Raw genomic sequence first — 1,102 nt, 5'->3', positions numbered from 1 at the left:
GAGCTGGAAGCGCTAAATTGGAGCTTCCAGCTCTTGCTATATATATACAACATGATTTCGGGCATGTCAAGAGCAGACGTCAAAACGTCCTTCTCATCATGCATATAGATTCTGTTATTCTGGGAGTCGTCCCTCATACATAATGCTGAGTTCGCCGTAGACCTGTCCCCAGTTCCGAATGCTCATAGTCCATTTTTAGTGGCTTCGAAAGTTGCCAGATACAGGGCTTTCAGGAGCGCTGTATCACTTGGAAATACGCTTCTCTGACGGTTGAGCTTACAGTAGGTAGAATTCAGACTTTCGATAGCATTTGTCGTGTAAATAACCTTTCTGACATCCGGTGAGAACTTAAAAATCGGTGTTATTGCATCCCAGTTATCATACCAGCGTTTCATGGAATTTGGGTATTTTGCGGTCCATTTTTCAGTAACTCGATCCAGAGCCAGTCTAGCCTTCTCTTCATCGGAAGCATGGTAAATCGTTTTTAGGTCAGAAGCGAACGCTTTTCTGTCCTTATCTGGAACATATTTTAGCGTGTTTCTTACCTGATGTACAATACATCTCTGATACTCTGTTTTTGGAAATGCAGCGGCAATTGCCTCTTTAATGCCACTAAGACCGTCAGCGCAGATAATCAGGATATCCTTTACACCACGATTCTTCAGCTCATTCAGAACAGACAGCCAGTACTTTGAACTTTCATTATCACCGACAGTGATTGAAAGAACCTCTTTTTTCCCTTCTGTGTTGATGCCAAGAATGACGTAGGCAGCCAGCTTTCTGATCACTCCATTATCGCGTACGGAATAATGGATGGCATCTATATAGAGGATCGGATATACCTCATCCAGCGGTCGATTTTGCCAGTCTTCGATCTGAGTGTAACGTCTGAAATAAAGCCTTCTGATGTTTCAAAACCGTAGAAATCTTCGATGGTTTCGGATATTTGACGGGTCGTCATCCCTTTTGCATACATGGAAATAATCTTCTGATCGATATCAGAAATATCCTTCTGACGTTTCTTTACAATCTGTGGCTCAAATATTGATTTACGATCCTGCGGAACATCGATATCCATGCTGCCATAGCTGCTGTTTACACG

1 pseudogene is annotated in these 1,102 nt (G+C 42.6%); it reads right to left on the bottom strand.

Going from position 1 to position 1,102, the window contains the following annotated elements:
• Positions 1-114: 114 nt before the first annotated feature.
• A pseudogene (locus PG062_RS15790) lies at positions 115-1,102 on the bottom strand (IS256 family transposase); the annotation flags it as partial.

Source organism: Gemmiger qucibialis (assembly GCF_027689445.1).
GTDB classification, from domain to species: Bacteria; Bacillota; Clostridia; order Oscillospirales; family Ruminococcaceae; genus Gemmiger; species Gemmiger qucibialis.
This window is presented reverse-complemented; position numbering and strand designations above follow the sequence as displayed.